At 69.3% G+C, this 16,122-nt stretch carries 12 protein-coding genes; all 12 read right to left on the bottom strand.

Annotated features, from left to right (window positions below):
• Positions 1–5 precede the first annotated feature (5 nt).
• Positions 6–836: an FkbM family methyltransferase gene (locus tag EZ216_RS16235; RefSeq protein ID WP_135250825.1), complete on the bottom strand. Its 831-nt coding sequence runs from the start codon at positions 834–836 to the stop codon at positions 6–8.
• 76 nt (positions 837–912) lie between these two features.
• The gene (gene uvrA, locus EZ216_RS16240) at positions 913–6,726 is read right to left on the bottom strand and encodes an excinuclease ABC subunit UvrA (protein ID WP_135250826.1); all 5,814 of its coding nucleotides are present in this window, start codon (positions 6,724–6,726) and stop codon (positions 913–915) included.
• A gap of 126 nt (positions 6,727–6,852) precedes the next feature.
• Positions 6,853–7,005 (bottom strand): hypothetical protein, encoded by a 153-nt coding sequence (locus EZ216_RS21475; RefSeq protein WP_167772939.1) that lies wholly within the window; start codon positions 7,003–7,005, stop codon positions 6,853–6,855.
• A gap of 77 nt (positions 7,006–7,082) precedes the next feature.
• Positions 7,083–8,756 (bottom strand): MFS transporter, encoded by a 1,674-nt coding sequence (locus tag EZ216_RS16245; protein ID WP_135250827.1) that lies wholly within the window; start codon positions 8,754–8,756, stop codon positions 7,083–7,085.
• A 175-nt stretch (positions 8,757–8,931) separates the two neighbouring features.
• Positions 8,932–10,041: a hypothetical protein gene (locus EZ216_RS16250; protein WP_135250828.1), complete on the bottom strand. Its 1,110-nt coding sequence runs from the start codon at positions 10,039–10,041 to the stop codon at positions 8,932–8,934.
• Positions 10,038–11,960, bottom strand: coding sequence for a hypothetical protein (locus tag EZ216_RS16255; protein ID WP_135250829.1), 1,923 nt, complete (start codon positions 11,958–11,960; stop codon positions 10,038–10,040). Before EZ216_RS16255 ends, EZ216_RS16250 begins: the two co-directional genes overlap by 4 nt.
• Before the next feature lie 46 nt (positions 11,961–12,006).
• Positions 12,007–12,624, bottom strand: a complete 618-nt coding sequence (locus EZ216_RS16260) for a hypothetical protein (RefSeq protein ID WP_135250830.1) — start codon at positions 12,622–12,624, stop codon at positions 12,007–12,009.
• A gap of 70 nt (positions 12,625–12,694) precedes the next feature.
• Positions 12,695–13,327: a 2-hydroxychromene-2-carboxylate isomerase gene (locus tag EZ216_RS16265; RefSeq protein ID WP_135250831.1), complete on the bottom strand. Its 633-nt coding sequence runs from the start codon at positions 13,325–13,327 to the stop codon at positions 12,695–12,697.
• A complete protein-coding gene (locus EZ216_RS16270; RefSeq protein ID WP_135250832.1) occupies positions 13,324–13,563 on the bottom strand; it encodes a DUF1289 domain-containing protein in 240 nt (79 codons plus the stop codon). The genes EZ216_RS16265 and EZ216_RS16270 overlap by 4 nt, the downstream gene beginning before the upstream one ends.
• A complete protein-coding gene (locus EZ216_RS16275) occupies positions 13,560–14,066 on the bottom strand; it encodes a YbaK/EbsC family protein (protein ID WP_135250833.1) in 507 nt (168 codons plus the stop codon). Before EZ216_RS16275 ends, EZ216_RS16270 begins: the two co-directional genes overlap by 4 nt.
• Positions 14,067–14,071: 5 nt before the next feature.
• On the bottom strand, positions 14,072–14,980 hold the full coding sequence (locus EZ216_RS16280) for a hydroxymethylglutaryl-CoA lyase (protein ID WP_135250834.1): 909 nt from the start codon (positions 14,978–14,980) through the stop codon (positions 14,072–14,074).
• Positions 14,981–15,044: 64 nt separating this feature from the next.
• A complete protein-coding gene (locus EZ216_RS16285) occupies positions 15,045–15,965 on the bottom strand; it encodes a 2-hydroxyacid dehydrogenase (RefSeq protein ID WP_135250835.1) in 921 nt (306 codons plus the stop codon).
• Positions 15,966–16,122: the final 157 nt, after the last annotated feature.

Below are 16,122 nucleotides of genomic sequence, written 5' to 3' on the forward strand. Positions count from 1 at the left end.
CATTGTCAGGCCTCGGTGCGCAATACCAGCCGCCCATCCGACGCGTCGATCCTTCGCGCGGCCGGATCGTCCCGGTGCACCGCCAGCCAGTTCAGCCCCAGCGGATACGCGCCGCGGTACCCCATCGCGCCGAGCAGCTCGCGCAATTCCCGCTGGTCGGACTTGATCACTTCCACCAGCAGCAGCGGCTTGCAGCGCGCCAGCGTTTCGCGCGCGCCGCGCAGCACGTCGGCTTCCATGCCCTCGACGTCCAGCTTGAAGAAGTCCAGCCTTTCCAGGCCCAGCGAATCCACGGTGATCACCTGCACCGGCCGGCAATCGGCGGGATCGTAGGAGACAGCCTGGCCGATGAACTCGGTGCCCTGCCGGCGCCGCAACTCCAGGCTGCCGAAGCTGCCTTCACGGCAATAGTCCGGCTGCGGCACCGGCAGCGTGCCGGGTTCGGCGCCCAGCGCCGCGAGGAAGGCGCGCGCGTTGAAGCAGTTGTTCAACGCGAGATTGCCTGCGAGCGCGTAGAACACGGTCTCCTGTGCTTCGATGGCCAGCACGCTGCCCCATCCATGCATGTGGCGCGCCCACTCCACGGTGTGCACGCCGATGTTGGCGCCGCCATCCAGCGCCACCAGGCCGTCGCCCGCTTCCATGCGCCGGCAGTCCAGCAGGCGCTTGGCGAGTTCCACTTCCTCGGGATCGAAAGCCGAGCGATCGAACAGCTGCTGGCCGACGCCATAGGCCTGGCCGTCCGGCAGCTCGCGCCGGTCGAAGCGGTTGACGATCAGGCTGCCGTGCGAAGTGGCGGCCAGGACGAAGGCGATGGGGCGGGCGGGCGAGGTCATGGGCCGCGACCTTCGCCGCGGCCCGGCGCCGCGGCATCCCCCGATGGCACCAGCGCCACCGGGGGAGCGCATGGACTCAGACCCTCTCGAGCACCGGCTGCAGCGCCTTTCCGGTGTGCGTGCCCAATCGCACCACCTCCTCCGGCGGCGCCGCGGCGACCACGCGGCCGCCTTCGCCGCCGCCCTCCGGACCCAGGTCGATGATCCAGTCGGCTTCGGCGATGACGTCCAGGTCGTGCTCGATCACCACCACGCTGTGGCCGCCGTCCACCAGGCGGTGCAGCACGCGGATCAGCTTCTCCACGTCGGCCATGTGCAGGCCCACCGTCGGTTCGTCCAGCACGTACAGCGTGTGCGGCGCCTTCTGGCCCCGGCGCGTGATGTCGTCGCGCACCTTGGACAGCTCGGTCACCAGCTTGATGCGCTGTGCCTCGCCGCCCGACAGCGTCGGCGAAGGCTGCCCCAGCGTGAGGTAGCCCAGGCCCACGTCCTTCAGCAGTTGCAGCGGGTGGCTGATGTTGGGCATGGAGGCGAAGAAATCCACCGCCTCGTCCACCTCCATCTGCAGCACGTCGCCGATGCTCTTGCCGCGCCAGGTGACGGCCAGCGTCTCCGGGTTGAAGCGCGCGCCGTGGCACGACTCGCAGGGCACCTTCACGTCGGGCAGGAAGCTCATCGCGATGGTGCGCATGCCCTGGCCTTCGCAGGTGGGGCAGCGGCCTTCGCCGGTGTTGAACGAGAAGCGCCCCGGCCCGTAGCCGCGCGCCTTGGCTTCCAGCGTGTCGGCGAACAGCTTGCGGATGGTGTCCCAGAAGCCGATGTAGGTGGCCGGGCAGCTGCGCGGCGTTTTGCCGATGGGCGTCTGGTCGACTTCCAGCACGCGGTCGATGGCCTGGTAGCCGTCCACCGAGCCGCAGCCGCTCCACTTCGGCCGCTTGCCGCGGTCGTCGGCGTCGCGGCCGGCCTTGGTGGTGCGCTGCTGCACGGCCGCCTGCACGTTGTGCAGCAGCACGTCGCGCGCCAGCGTTGACTTGCCCGAGCCGGACACGCCCGTCACCGCCACCAGGCGGCGCAGCGGCACGTCGACGTCGACCTTGCGCAGGTTGTGCAGGTCGGCGCCGCGGAGTTTCAGCTTCTGGCCTTCCTCTTCGCCGTTGCGGCGCGGTTTCAGCGGATGCCGCATCGCATGCAGCAGGTAGCGGCCGGTGAGCGACTCTTCGCTCGCCGTCACGTCGTCGGCCGTGCCCTGCGCGATGACGCGTCCACCACGCTTGCCCGCGCTGGGGCCGATGTCGATGATGTGGTCGGCGCGGCGGATGGTGTCCTCGTCGTGCTCCACTACCACCAGGGTGTTGCCCTTGCCGCCCAGCTTGTGCAGCGCGTCCAGCAGGATCTGGTTGTCGCGCGCGTGCAGGCCGATGGTGGGCTCGTCCAGCACGTAGCACACGCCCTGCAGGTTGCTGCCCAGCTGCGCGGCCAGGCGGATGCGCTGCGCCTCGCCGCCCGACAACGTCGGCGCGCCGCGGTCCAGCGTGAGGTAGCCCAGGCCCACCTCCTCCAGGAATTCCAGGCGGCTGCGGATCTCCGGGATCAGGTCGCGCGCGATGCCCTGCTCTCGCTCGCTCATCACGCCCTTGACCTGCAGGCTTTCGATCCAGCGGCGCACATCGGTGACCGACAGCGCGGCCACTTCCTGGATGCCGGTCCCGTCGAACAGCACCGCGCGCGCCTGCGCATTCAGCCGGGTGCCGTGGCACACGGGGCAGGCTTCGTCGGTCAGGTCCTCGACCTCCGGTTCGGCGAAGGTCTGCTCGCGGCCCTTGTTGTCGTCGGCCTGCACCGTGTCGTCGAAAGCCTTGCGCTGTTCGCGCGTCAGCTTGACGCCGGTGCCCACGCACTCGGGGCACCAGCCGTGCTTGCTGTTGTACGAGAACAGGCGCGGGTCCAGTTCCGGGTAGCTGGTGCTGCACACCGGGCAGGCGCGGCGGGTGGAGAACACTTCCATCTGCCCGATGTGGTGGTGCTTGCCCAGCCCCAGCTCCATCGCTTCGCGCAAGCCGGTGAGCGGCGCGAGCACGTGCAGCACGCCCTTGCCATGTTCCAGCGCCTCGGCCAGCTTCTCGCGCAGCAGCGCTTCGTTGGCCGGCGTGACGTCCAGGTCGCACACCGGCAGTTCGATGGTGTGTTCCTTGAAGCGGTCGATGCGCGGGAAGCCGGTGGTCGGCAGGAAGTTGCCGTCCACGCGCAGGTGCGTGTACCGGCGGTTGCGGGCCCACTCGGCCAGTTCGGTGTACACGCCCTTGCGGTTGACCACCAGCGGCGCGAGCAGGCCGATGTGCTGGCCCTTGTAGCGGCGCATCAGCTGCGCGGCGATGCTGTCGGGCGTTTGCGGGCGCACCTCGGCGCCGTCCTTCACGCAGTGCTGCACGCCCAGCTTGACGTACAGCAGGCGCAGGAAGTGCCACACCTCGGTGGTGGTGCCCACGGTGGACTTGCGCCCGCCGCGCGACAGGCGCTGTTCGATGGCGACGGTGGGCGGGATGCCGTACACCGCGTCCACCTCGGGCCGGCCCGCCGGCTGCACGATGCTGCGCGCGTACGCGTTCAGCGATTCCAGGTAGCGGCGCTGGCCTTCGTTGAACAGGATGTCAAAGGCGAGAGTCGACTTGCCCGAGCCCGACACGCCGGTGATCACGCTGAAGCGGTTGTGCGGGATGTCGACGGACAGGTTCTTGAGGTTGTGCTCGTGCGCGTTGACGATCTGGATGGCTTCGACGCGCGTTGTCCGTTCGGGCTGAGCTTGTCCTTCGACGGGCTCAGGACGGTCGGGTCTGGACCTGCCCTTCGACAAGCTCAGGGCGAGCGGTTCGTTGGCCATCACCCCGTCGTACTCCCGCAGTGCCTTCGCCGTGTGCGACGTCGGATGCTGCTTCACTTCCTCCGGCGGCCCCTCGGCCACCAGCAGGCCGCCCACGTCGCCGCCTTCCGGCCCCAGGTCGACCAGCCAGTCCGCGGCACGGATCACGTCGAGGTTGTGCTCGATGACCACCAGCGAATGTCCCGCCTCCAGCAGCTTGCGCAGCGCGCGCATCAGCTTGGCGATGTCGTCGAAGTGCAGGCCGGTGGTCGGCTCGTCGAACAGGAACAGCGTGCCCTTGGCCGCGAGGCCCTGGCGCGAAGCGCTGGACGACTTGGCCGCCAGGGCCAGGAAGCCCGCCAGCTTCAGGCGCTGCGATTCACCGCCCGAGAGCGTGGGCACAGGCTGCCCCAGCTTCACGTATTCCAGGCCGACGTCCACGATGGGCTGCAGCGCGCGGATCACGTCGCGGTCATTCGCGAACAACGAAGCCGCTTCGCTGACGGTGAGCTCCAGCACGTCGGCCACGTTCATCGCGCGCGGCTTCACCGCCCCAATGGGCTGGCGCTCGATCGTCACTTCCAGGATCTCGGGGCGGTAGCGCTTGCCGTCGCAGTCGGGGCAGCGCAGGTACACGTCGGAGAGGAACTGCATCTCCACGTGCTCGAAGCCGCTGCCGCCGCAGGTGGGGCAGCGCCCGTCGCCGCTGTTGAAGCTGAACTTGGCGCCGGTGTAGCCGCGCTGCTTCGCCAGCCCGCTGTTGGCGAAGATCTCGCGGATGGCGTCCCACGCGCCGACGTAGCTGACCGGGTTGGACCGCGCCGTCTTGCCGATGGGCGACTGGTCGACGAACACCACGTCGCCCAAGTGGTCGGCGCCCAGCAGGCGCTCGTGGTGGCCGGGCGCTTCCGTCGCGCGGCCGAAATGGCGCAGCAGCGCCGGCGCCAGGATGTCCTGCACCAGCGTGGACTTGCCCGACCCCGACACGCCGGTCACGCACACCAGCCGCTGCAGCGGGAATTCCACCGACAGGTTCTTCAGGTTGTGCTCGCGCGCGCCTTCCAGCACCAGGCGCGGCGTGGCCGCGGTGACCGCGCGTTTGAACCCCATGCCCACGTGCTTGCGGCCGCCCAGGTAGGCGCCGGTCAGCGTGTCGGCGCCGCGCAGTTGCTGCGTGGTGCCATCGAACACGATCTGGCCGCCGCGCTCGCCGGGCGCGGGGCCCATGTCGATGATGCGGTCGGCCGCCACCATCACGGCGGGATCGTGCTCCACCACCACCAGCGTGTTGCCCGCGTCGCGCAGGCGGTGCATGGCTTCGGTGATGCGGTTCATGTCGCGCGGGTGCAGGCCGATGCTGGGCTCGTCCAGCACGAACAGCGTGTTCACCAGCGAGGTGCCCAGCGCCGTGGTGAGGTTGATGCGCTGCACCTCGCCGCCGGAGAGCGTGCGGCTCTGGCGGTCGAGCGTGAGGTAGCCGATGCCGACGTCGACGAGGTATTTGAGGCGGGTGGTGATTTCCTCGAACAGCAGCTTCAGCGCCTGGTGCTCACCTTCCGTCGCGCTGGCGGTGGCGTCGGGCGCCAGGCGCGCGAAGAACTTCCGCAGCTGCGCGATCGGCAGCAGCATCAGGTCGTGCAGGCACAACCCCGGCAGCGCTTCCAGCTGCTCGCGCGACCAGTCCACGCCCACGGGCATGAAGCGCTTCGCGGGTTCCAGCACCGCATCGGCATCTTCCTTCGAGCCCAGGCGCCACAGCAGGCTGTCCAGCTTCAGGCGCGCGCCGCCGCAGGTGTCGCAGGGCGTGTAGCTGCGGTACTTGGACAAGAGCACGCGGATGTGCATCTTGTAAGCCTTGGTCTCCAGGTAGGCGAAGAAGCGCTTCACCCCGTACCACTGCTTGCTCCAGTTGCCTTCCTTGTAGCTGGGCGTGCCATTGATCACCCACTGCTTCTGCTCGGCGGTCAGCTTGTACCAGGGCGTGTCGCGCGGGATGCCCGCCGATTCGGCGTGGCGCATCAGGTCGTCCTGGCATTCCTGCCACGCGGGCGTCTGCATCGGCTTGATGGCGCCGGCCCGCAGCGTGAGCTTGTCGTTGGGGATGACCAGCCCGTAGTCCACGCCGATCACGCGGCCGAAGCCGCGGCACACCTCGCACGCGCCCACCGGCGAGTTGAACGAGAACATCGACGGGATGGGGTCGGCGTAGCGGATGTCGCTGTCGGGGCAATGCAGGCCGGTGGAGAACTTCCAGATGTCACCGGAATCCGTTCGCGTGGAGCCTGTCGAAACACCTTCGCCCTGCCCTTCGACAGGCTCAGGGCGAACGGGGTTTGCATACACGCTCATCCGCCCCGCCCCGCGCTTCAGCGCCACCTCAATGGCCTCGATCGCCCGCGCCTTCTCCACGCCCTGGATGCGGAAGCGGTCCGCCACCACGTCCAGCACCTTGCGCGGACCGGTGGGCGTACCCACCTCGCGCTCGGCCTGCACGCGCGTGAAGCCGCTGGCGGCCAGCCACTGCTCCACTTCTTCGGGCGTGGTGCTCGCGGGCAGTTCCACGGGGAAGGTCACCACCAGGCGCGGATCGCCTTCCTCGGTGCGCGCCATCAGCTCGGCGTAGATGGTCTCCGGCGAGTCGTGCCGCACACGCCGCGCCGTCTTGCGGTCGAACAGCTCGGTGGCGCGCGCGAACAGCAGCTTCAGGTGGTCGTTCAGCTCGGTCATCGTGCCGACCGTGGAGCGCGAACTGCGCACCGGGTTGGTCTGGTCGATGGCGATGGCCGGCGGCACGCCTTCCACGCGGTCGACCGCCGGCTTGTCCATGCGGTCGAGGAACTGGCGCGCGTAGGCCGAGAACGTCTCGACGTAGCGCCTCTGCCCCTCGGCATAGAGCGTGTCGAACACGAGGCTGGACTTGCCCGAGCCGCTGGGGCCGGTGACGACCGTCAGCTCGCCCGTGTGCAGGTCGAGGTCGAGGTTCTTGAGGTTGTGCTGCCTGGCGCCGCGGATGCGGATCGTTCCCTGGGTCATACGGCCGTGGTTTTCCTTGAAGGCCGAACATTCTAGGGAGCCCGGCCGTGGCAGCGCCGGCCGGGGGTATTCGGAACTATTGCCGCCTGCCGCGGCAAAACCGCCTCAGGCGCAGGCGGCGGGATGTCAGGGTTTGGCAGTCGATGCCGCGGGCTCCGGGGCATGCACCGCTTCGGCGCCGTGCTTCTCGCCGCTCATGTCGACCTTGTCACCGGCCTTGAAGATGACGAACAGGGCAATCACCGCGAACGCGACGAAGCCGGCGATCAGTTTCCACATGGGGGTCTCCTCCAGCGATGGGCTTTCAACAAAGGGGCCCGCCAGGCGGGCCCCTTCAGTGACGGTCCTTCGCGGGATCAGTCGCGGGCGTAGATGTCCACGTCCTTGGTTTCCTTCACGAACAGCGTGCCGATCACGAGCGTGACGCCGGCGATGATGATCGGGTACCAGAGGCCGTTGTACATGTTGCCGGTCTGGGCCACGATGGCGAACGCCGTCGTGGGCAGCAGGCCGCCGAACCAGCCGTTGCCGATGTGGTACGGCAGGCTCATCGACGTGTAGCGGATGCGCGTGGGGAACAGCTCCACCAGCATGGCGGCGATCGGGCCGTAGACCATGGTCACTAGGATCACCAGGTAGGTGAGGATGACGATCATCATGACCTTGTTCATCTTGGCCGGGTCGGCCTTGGTCGGGTAGCCGTCGGCCTTCAGCGTTTCGGCCACCGTCTTCTTGAACTCGGCGTCCTTCTTCTTCGCGTCATCCGCGGAGATGCCCTTCGCGGTGTACGACGGGATGCTGGTGCTGCCGATCTTGATGACGGCCGGCGTGCCCGCGGCCGCGCTCTCGTTCTCGTAGCTCACCGAACCGGCGGCCAGCAGCTGCTTGGCGATGTCGCACGAGCTGGTGAACTTGGCGGTGCCGGTGGGGTTGAACTGGAACGAGCACTCGTTCGGGTCGGCGACGACCACGACCTTGTTTTTCGCCTGCGCGGCGGCCAGGTCGGGGTTGGCGGCTTCGGTCAGGGCCTTGAACGCCGGGAAGTACGTCAACGCGGCCAGCAGGCAGCCAGCCATGATGATCGGCTTGCGGCCGATCTTGTCGGACAGCGAGCCGAACACGATGAAGAACGGCGTGCCGATCAGCAGCGCGGCGGCGATCATCAGGTTGGCCGTGACGGCGTCCACCTTCAGCTGCTGCGTCAGGAAGAACAGCGAGTAGAACTGGCCCGTGTACCAGACGACGGCCTGGCCGGCGGTCAGGCCCAGCAGCGCCAGGATCACGATCTTCAGGTTCTTCCACTGGCCGAACGACTCGGCGAGCGGCGCCTTGGACGTCTTGCCCTCGGCCTTCATCTTCTGGAAGGCGGGCGATTCATTCAGCGACAGGCGGATCCACACCGAGATGGCCAGCAGCAGGATGGAGACCAGGAACGGGATGCGCCAAGCCCAGTCGGCGAAGGCGGCCTCGCCGACGGCGGTGCGCACGCCCAGGATCACCAGCAGCGACAGGAACAGGCCCAGCGTCGCGGTGGTCTGGATCCACGCCGTGTAGGCGCCGCGCTTGCCGTGCGGCGCGTGCTCGGCGACGTAGGTCGCGGCACCGCCGTACTCGCCGCCGAGGGCCAGGCCCTGCAGCAGCCGCAGCGCGATCAGGATGACCGGCGCGGCGGCGCCGATGGCGGCGTAGCCGGGCAGCACGCCGACGATGAACGTCGACAGGCCCATGATCAGGATGGTGACCAGGAAGGTGTACTTGCGGCCGATCATGTCGCCCAGGCGGCCGAACACGATGGCGCCGAACGGACGCACGATGAAGCCGGCGGCGAAGGCCAGCAGCGCGAAGATGAACGCGGAGCCCGCGTCCAGCCCGGCGAAGAACTGCTTGGCGATGATGGCGGCGAGCGAGCCGTACAGGTAGAAGTCGTACCACTCGAACACGGTGCCGAGCGACGAGGCGAAGATGACCTTCTTCTCCTCCGCCGTCATCGGCCGGTTGGCGGCGGCGGCAGTTGCGGTTGCGGTTGCCATGGGGCTTGTCTCCAGAATGCTCTGCCCGGGATGGGCAGTGCGCGCATTCTTCGGAAAGCCTCTGACCCGGCCCTTGCGCCAAACCAACAAAGGCTTGCGCGAAACCTACGCGGCTCTGACGAATTCAGGTGAAACCCGAAGACGGGGTTTCACGATGCGGTGGAGCGCGTTTCGCTCAGGGATTGATGAGCTGCAGCGACTGGCTGGAGGGCAAGCCGAAGTTGCCCGGAACGAGAAGCTGCCAGCCCGGAATGAAGAACGCGTTGGTGCCGTCGCCGCCGAGGTACATGCCGACGAAGGTGGCCCCGCCGGGCGCGGCGACCGCGGCGGGAGAGCCGCTGTCGCCCGGCTGCAGGCGGCCGCCCGTGACCTGGCCGCGCAGCAGCAGCATGTGCGCGACGTCCATCGGCCCCTGCGGCAGCGGGTACGAGATCGGCCGCCACTGTGGGCAGTCCAGGAACTTCACCCACAGCCGGATGCGGCGGCCCTGCGCGTCGGCGCGCGGCGCCAGCACCCAGAAACCGTCGGGGATGGCCTGCGGCCCGGTCAGCACGGGATGCTGCGGGTCCAGGCTCATGCCCCCGAGCAGCCCCGCAGCCGCCGCGCTGGCACCCGGCCCCAGGCGCAGCAGCTGCGCATCGAAACTGGCGAGCGGCTGCGGCACCAGGTCGCCGCGCGTGGCATCCGTGCGGCCCAGGGCGCTGCCTTCGCCGGCCCACACCGCGCGGTTGGAAGCGATGTCCGGCTGGTCGGCCAGCGAGCGGCTGAGGACGTGGCGGCAGCTCAGGCCGTGCAGCACGCCCGGCGCCGACGACCTGCGCACCACGGCGGTGAGCGCGCCCCAGACTTCTTCGCCGGGCCGCTTGCCGGCGACCACCAGCTGGAACGGCGACGGGTTGTCTTCGCCGCCGCCGTGCGCGAACGCATCGCCGAAGTCCGCGGTCTCCTTGACGTCGGTCGGCACAGCGCACAGCCTGCGCACGCCTTCGACGTCCTCGTACGCGAGAAGGTACGGCGGGATCGCGCGCGCACGGTCCTGCGCGCGCCGCATCGGCTTCTTGCGCGGCACCTCGAACACCACGCAAGGCACACGCACGAGGCGCCTGGCGCCGGACGCGGTGCGCCTGCTCTTGAAACCGAAGCCCACGCTCAGCACGCCGGCGTAAGCGGCCTTGAGCTCGTGCGCACGGGTGGCCACCAGCTCGCTCGCCAGCCGGAACTGGCCTTCGCGGCCCAGCGCCGCATACGCGACCCTGGCTTCGCGCGGGGCCGCGGCGGGCTTCATTTACCGCCGCAAAGCTGCGCCACTTCGGAGGGCTTGCGCTCGAGCACCAGCTTGAGCTCGGCATCGGTCATCTGGCCTTGCGCCACCGCTTCACCCTTGGCCTTGCGCCGTTGCCGGTCGAGGTCCAGCGCGTTCGCGCTGCGGATGTCCCAGCGGCCCGACGCCTCGGCGGGCGACAGGCACAGGTTGGACTGCACCTGCTGCAGCTGCCCCGGCGTGAGCCTGTCGATCACCGGCCCGCCGCTGATGGCGGGCGAGGCCACGGCCCCGCCTGGCTTCGCGCCCCCTGCGTTGGGCGGCGCCTTCTTCCTGGCGGGTCCGCCCGCGTTCGGCGCGGCGCCGTCAGGCACCGCGGTGAGGGTGAGCTGGCCGAAGCGGTTGGCGATGGCCGGCGCCGCCGCCAATTCCTTCGCCACGTCGGCCGCCGAAGGGGCGGTGCCGCTCCGGGTCTTGTAGCGCACCTCGTACGAGCCCGCGGCTTTGGTCTCCACGCCGACCAGGTCCACCACCGCGCCGCTCGCCATCTTGAAAGGAGTGAGCTTGAGCAGCTCCTCCTTCACCTGCGTGTTGACCGCGGCGGCATCGGTGGCGCCGCCGCCCGCCGCACCGGGCCCTTCGACATTCACCGGGATCACCTGCATCTGCGACGCGGCATCGCGCACCACCAGCTGGTAAGTGGCCGGCCCGGCCACGTCGGCGCCCGCGGTGACCACGATCACGTCCGAGCGCATGAAGGGGCTGGGCGGCTCCACTTTCAGCCCCGGCGTGTTCGACTGCGAGAACTGGGCCCGGTAGTCCAGCTTGCCGCCCTTGACCACCACCATCTGCGTGTCGGCCTTCTTGTCCTTGAAGGTCAGCGCGGCGGGCGCGACCGTCATCGTGGTGTCCACGCCTTCCACCTTGCAGCTGGCCAGGCGGTCGGCCTGCAGCCTTTGCTGCAGGCCCGCCACAACCTTGGACAGCAGGGCCGAGCGGGCGTCCAGCTGCCCGGCGGCGCCTTGCAGCTGCACCGCCAGCTGCTTCAGGCCGGGCAGCGCGACGCGCCTGCGCGCATCGGCGCCGGGGCCCCCCGCATGCGGCCCTTCGCCGGCCGCGGACGCCGCGGGCGCCGGCGGCGCCGCCACGCCCGAGAACGCGGCCACGTTCTTCGCCAGGTCGCCGAGGATGGCGGGCACGGCCTGGATCGCCCCTTCGGTGCCGCGCAGCTCGTCCAGCACGGAAGCATCGATGCGCAGCACCGCGTTGTGCAGCTGTTCACCCGCGCTCGCCTGCTTGTCCCGCAAGTCGGACGCGGCCGCCGACGCCACCGCGGCGCGCTCCGACGAAGCCTTGGCGGCGGCGAGCGTGTCCTGCACCAGCACCACGTCGGGCGGCGTCGCCGCGCCGCCGACCGCGAGCAGCTCCGCGGACAAGGCGCCCGACAGCCGGCCGACCTGGTCCATGCCGTCGTCCACCGCCTTGACCTGCGCCTTCAGTTGCGCGACGAGGTCGTCGTCGCGGACCATGGGCGCGACCGTCTCGTTGGCGCATTCCAGCGCCTTCATCCCCGCGACGTAGATCAGCGAGCGCCGCTTGTCGTTGTTCATCACGCCCAGCGTGTAGCCGACGCCGCCGATGATGGACACGCCGGCGATGGTGTCGCGGTGCGCCTTGCCCGCGGCCAGCGCGAGCAGCACGCCGCCCAGCGTGACCAGGCCGTTGCTGGCCGCTCGCTCGGCTTCGCCCAGCTCGATGACCTTGGCGCGGTAAGCCTGGTGGTAGCCGCGCGACAGGGCCAGCGCGTCGGGCAGCTCCATGCGCTTCCTGCCCGCGGGCTCGGCCGGCGGCGGCTGGACGTACGGGCTGGCGCAGCCGCCCAGCGCCATGCTGGTGGCCAGCAAGCCGCACAGGACGCGGCCGCGGATCGGAATGCCGTTCATCGGATGCTCCCTTCGCTCGCGTGCCCCTGCGCGGGGCGCAGGTACATCAGGCCTCGACGGCCTGGCTGAATTCGAGGTACTGCATGACGTGGGTGGCGTAGAGCTCGGCCTTGGGGCCGCTGCCGTTGTAGCGGCGCACGGCATCCCTCAAGTCGCCGTGCGCGTCGTCGTACTTGCGCTGCAGCTCGGACACCAGCTTGTCCAGGCACGCGTCGAAGTCGTACCAGCGCCGCCCGCGGAAGAACGCCTCGTCTTCCACGACGTGCTGCAGGTCGTACTGGAAGAGGCCATAGCCCTTGTAGACCCAGGACGCCGCATCCAGGCCGCGGATGAGGCGGGTGCGATTGGCTTCCTCGATGAGCATCTCCGTGAATGCGTCGCCGTAGCGGCTGCGGAAAGCCGCCGTGTTGCGCGGAAACGCGCTGCGCGAGGTGCCGGCCGCGTCGCCGCTGGCGTCGAAGACGCAGCGGGCGAGGATGTCGTCGTCGGAGAGGCTGCCCAGGAACTGGAAGACGTGGACGCCGGTTTCCTTGCACGCGATGGCGCAGGCCAGGTCGATGTCAAACGGCGTGCCTTGGAGCGCGGCCTCGATGGGCTCGCGCCACGTTCCCTTGATCCAGGCGCAGATGCGCTGTGCCGCGGTGCGGCCAATCGGCAGATCCATTGGATCCCTCCCTGCCTTTTTCAGGCTTGTGTGAGGAAGGGTAACGGCGCCTCAGCCGTCTGGCAAGTGCTCAGCCGGCGCGAACGCGGCTCACCGCCGCCGGCGCCTTCGCGGCTTCATCCCACGGTGCGCCGAACCACTCGTGGCCTTCCAGGTACGCGCGCAGCATGGGCAGCGAGTCCACGCCCCAGAACAGCTTGCCGTCCACCGCGAAGGTGGGCACGCCGAACACGCCCTGTGCGATGGCCTGCCCGGTGGCTGCCTTCAGCTCATCCTTCACTTCCTGCGAGGCCGGGTCGCGCCGCGGCGCCAGTTGCTGCTGCAACGCCTGCAGGCGCGCGGGATCCGCCGCGTCTTCACCCCCGCGCCACGCGTGGCGGAACAGCGTCTCGCACACGTAGCGGTTGGGGCCGCACGCCGTGGCCAGGCGCAGCAGGCCCAGCGGGTTGAACGGGTGCGCGGAAGGCATCTGCATCGGCAGGCCCGCGGCCTGCGCCTGCCACAGCACCTGCCGGTAGGTCCACTCGCGCTTGCCCGGGATTTCCGCCGGCCCCAGCTGGCCGTGGTGCTTGAGCAGCGCCGCGAACAGGATGGGCCGGTAAGCCACCTCGTAGCTCAGCCCTTCCAGGGCGCGCGGCAGCTGCTCGAACGCCAGGTAGGCGTATGGCGAGATGAAGTCCAGGTGAAAGTCGATGTGCTTCATGCCTTCTCCTCCACGCCGGCGCGTGCGCCCAGCCGTTGCCACACTTCGCGCTTGCCTTCGTCGGCCATCGAGCCCCATGCCGCCACTTCGTCGAGGGTGCGCAGGCAGCCCAGGCAGAGGCCGGTGGCGGCGTCGATGCGGCAGACGTTGTTGCACGGCGAAGGCACGGGCGCGCCTTCGGGCAGCTGCGCCACTTCGCGCAGCTGCCGCCTCACGCGCGTGCTTGCGAAGCTCAAGCCGCGGGCTCCTGCACCACGTCGGCGACGGGCGCGCCGCCGGTCAGCTTCTCCAGGTCCTGCGGCTTGAGCTGGAACACGCCGTGCGGGTGGCCCGCCGCGGCCCAGATCACGTCGAAGCGGAACAGGTCGCGGTCGATCAGCGTCACCGGCGGCTGCGCGTGGCCGAGCGGCGACACGCCGCCGATGGAGTAGCCCGTCCTGTCCTTCACGAAATCCGCGTCGGCGCGGCCGGTCTTGCCGACCAGCGCATCGACCTTCTTCTCGTCGACGCGGCGGTCGCCGCTGGTGACCACCAGCACGGCCACGTTGTCGGACTTGCGGCGGAAGATGATGCTCTTGGCGATCTGCCCGACCTGGATGCCCAGCGCGTCGGCCGCCTGCTGCGCCGTGCGCGCCGCGTCGTCCAGCATCACCGGCGCATGCGGGTGCCCGTGCTGCTGCAGCAGCCGCGCCACGCGTTGCACGCCTTCGGGAAGGGAGGTGAGTTCAGCGCCGCACATCCGCGTCAACCCGCCCGCTTGTTCAGGATGGCCGTCGACGCGCGCGAGTTCGGCTTGCGCTGCAGGAAGTCGCTGATGTACTTGCCCGCGTCGATCAGCTTGTCGAGGTCGATGCCGGTTTCGATGCCCATGCCGTGCAGCATGTAGACGACGTCCTCGGTCGCCACGTTGCCGGTCGCGCCCTTGGCGTACGGGCAGCCGCCCAGGCCCGCGGACGACGTGTCGTAGTGGTACACGCCCATCTCCAGGCACGCCAGCGTGTTGCCCAGCGCCTGGCCGTAGGTGTCGTGGAAGTGGCCGGACACGTGGTCGATGTCGTAGTGCTTCAGCGCCGCTTCCATCGCGGCCTGCACCTTCTTCGGCGTGCCCACGCCGATGGTGTCGGCCACGCCGACGTGCTGCACGCCGATCTGCTTCATCAGGCGCGCGACCAGCTCCACGCGCTCGGGCGCCACGTCGCCTTCGTACGGGCAGCCCACCGCGGTGGAGATGGCGCCGCGCACCGCGATGCCCTTCGCCAGCGCGGCCTCGGCCACGGGCGCGAAGCGTTCGATGCTCTCGGCGATGGAGCAGTTGATGTTCTTCTGGCTGAAAGCCTCGCTGGCGGCGCCGAACACCACGATCTCGTCGGGCCGGCTGGCCACCGCGGCTTCGAAACCTTTCATGTTGGGCACCAGCACCGAGTAGCGCACGTCGGGCCGGCGCTGGATGCCCGCCATCACCTCGGCGTTGTCGGCCATCTGCGGCACCCACTTGGGCGAGACGAAGCTGGTGACTTCGATCTCCTTCAGCCCCGCGTCCTGCAGCCGGTGCACCAGGCCGATCTTGATCTCGGCGGGGACCTGGCCCTTCTCGTTCTGCAAGCCGTCGCGCGGACCCACGTCCACGATCTTCACTTTGCTGGGCAGCTTCATGCTGGTTCCTTTGTCTTGCTCCCTCTCCCTCTGGGAGAGGGCTGGGGTGAGGGCGCCCCGTTGATCAATAACCTCTCTGCCTATCCACGACCCCCGCCACCTTCCCACCCCGCCCCATCGCCCGGATCTTCCCCGCGATCTGCGCGATGCTGTCGTCGCGCAGCGTGCGGGCCGAGGTGTGCGGCGTCAGCGTGATTTTCGGATGCTTCCAGAAGGGATGCTCCGCGGAGGGTGGTTCCTGCCGCAGCACGTCGATGGTGGCGCCGGCGAGATGGCCGCTGCCCAGCAGCGTCAGCAGGTCTTCTTCCACCAGGTGGCCGCCGCGCGCCACGTTGATGAGGTAGCCGCCGGGCTGCAGTTTTCCCAGCGTGCGCGCGTTCAGGATGTCCTGCGTGTCCGGCGTCAGCGGCAGCAGGCACACCAGGATGCGCGAGGCGGCGAGAAATTCATCCAGCCCTTTCTCGCCCGAGAAGCAGCGCACGCCGGGCACGTCCTTGGCCGAGCGGCTCCAGCCGTTCACCGGGAACTCGAACGTGCGCAGCGCCTGCGCCACGCGCGTGCCCAGCACGCCCAGGCCCATCACGCCGACCGGGTAGTCGGCGCGCTCGCGCGGCTTGCGGTACGACCACTTGCCCTCGGCGATGTCCTGCTCGTAAGCATCCAGCTCGCGGAAATGGCGGCTGGCGGCGTGGCACACGTACTCGGCCATCTGCACCGACATGCCGGCGTCGTCCAGGCGCACCAGTTGCGTCCGCGGCGAAAGCTTCAGCTTCATCAGCGCATCGACACCCGCGCCGATGTTGAAGATGGCGCGCAGGTTCGGTTGCGTGTCGAGCAGGTCCTGCGGCGGCGACCAGACGACGGCGTAGTCGGCCGGCGGGGAGTTGGGTTCCCACGGCGCCACTTCCGCTTCCGGCAGGGCGGCCTTCAGGCCGTCGACCCAAGGCGCGGGTTTGGTGGCGGTGGCGTAGAAGAGGATGCGCATCCGGCGAATTTTCCTCCAGAGGGCGTCGTCCCCGCGAAGGCGGGGACCCATGGCTTCCGTGTTTGCGTCAGTGGAAGCCATGGATTCCCGCCTTCGCGCACTGCTGTCCGGGATCGCCGTCATAGCAAGGAGCCCTGAACGCAGGCGATGTGCTCGC

Source organism: Ramlibacter humi (assembly GCF_004681975.1).
GTDB classification, from domain to species: Bacteria; Pseudomonadota; Gammaproteobacteria; order Burkholderiales; family Burkholderiaceae_C; genus Ramlibacter; species Ramlibacter humi.

Bases quoted from the DNA above. Each gene is read 5' to 3' on its own strand.
- EZ216_RS16235 (WP_135250825.1), bottom strand. From the start codon at position 836: ATGACCTCGCCCGCCCGCCCCATCGCCTTCGTCCTGGCCGCCACTTCG.
- uvrA (WP_135250826.1), bottom strand. From the start codon at position 6,726: ATGACCCAGGGAACGATCCGCATCCGCGGCGCCAGGCAGCACAACCTC.
- EZ216_RS16260 (WP_135250830.1), bottom strand. From the start codon at position 12,624: ATGGATCTGCCGATTGGCCGCACCGCGGCACAGCGCATCTGCGCCTGG.
- EZ216_RS16255 (WP_135250829.1), bottom strand. From the start codon at position 11,960: ATGAACGGCATTCCGATCCGCGGCCGCGTCCTGTGCGGCTTGCTGGCC.
- EZ216_RS21475 (WP_167772939.1), bottom strand. From the start codon at position 7,005: ATGTGGAAACTGATCGCCGGCTTCGTCGCGTTCGCGGTGATTGCCCTG.
- EZ216_RS16265 (WP_135250831.1), bottom strand. From the start codon at position 13,327: ATGAAGCACATCGACTTTCACCTGGACTTCATCTCGCCATACGCCTAC.
- EZ216_RS16250 (WP_135250828.1), bottom strand. From the start codon at position 10,041: ATGAAGCCCGCCGCGGCCCCGCGCGAAGCCAGGGTCGCGTATGCGGCG.
- EZ216_RS16285 (WP_135250835.1), bottom strand. From the start codon at position 15,965: ATGCGCATCCTCTTCTACGCCACCGCCACCAAACCCGCGCCTTGGGTC.
- EZ216_RS16245 (WP_135250827.1), bottom strand. From the start codon at position 8,756: ATGGCAACCGCAACCGCAACTGCCGCCGCCGCCAACCGGCCGATGACG.
- EZ216_RS16280 (WP_135250834.1), bottom strand. From the start codon at position 14,980: ATGAAGCTGCCCAGCAAAGTGAAGATCGTGGACGTGGGTCCGCGCGAC.
- EZ216_RS16275 (WP_135250833.1), bottom strand. From the start codon at position 14,066: ATGTGCGGCGCTGAACTCACCTCCCTTCCCGAAGGCGTGCAACGCGTG.